Source organism: Alcanivorax sp. HI0083, assembly GCF_001635175.1.
This window is the reverse complement of the sequence record NZ_LWFX01001776.1, coordinates 1-460: the sequence shown is the minus strand read 5'-3', so window position 1 is coordinate 460 and position 460 is coordinate 1. Positions and strand designations below refer to the sequence as shown.

The window sequence follows — 460 nt, the reverse complement described above, 5'->3', positions numbered from 1 at the left end:
GAAAGCCTGACGGCCCACGCGCGCAGTGCGGAATATAGAATTAAACGCTAGAAGCCAGATGCCAGACGCCTGACGTGCGGCCTCTTTGTCCGGCGTTTGGCGTCAGGCTTCCGGCGGAGAACTTATGAGTAAATACTGGAGCGACTTCGTTCATGGGCTGGAGCCTTATGTGCCCGGCGAGCAGCCCAAGATGGACAAGCTGGTAAAGCTGAACACCAATGAGCATCCGCTCGGCCCGTCGCCGAAAGTGATCGAGGCGATCCGCGCTGAGGCGGACGAGCGGCTGCGGCTGTACCCGGACCCGGACAGCAGCCAGCTCAAGCAGGCCATCGCCGATTACTATTCCAATCAAGGTTACGGGATCGAGCGTTCCCAAGTGTTTGTTGGCAATGGCTCCGACGAAGTGCTGGCGCACCTGTTTATGGCGTTTTTCAAACAGGATCAGCCGCTGCTGTTCCCG

The 460-nt window shown here is 58.7% G+C and carries 1 protein-coding gene; it reads left to right on the top strand.

Annotation, left to right across the window (positions count from 1 at the left end):
• Positions 1 to 124 precede the first annotated feature (124 nt).
• Positions 125 to 460, top strand: a 336-nt coding sequence (locus A3754_RS25705) for an aminotransferase class I/II-fold pyridoxal phosphate-dependent enzyme (RefSeq protein WP_156497242.1), incomplete at its 3' end; no start/stop codon positions are given.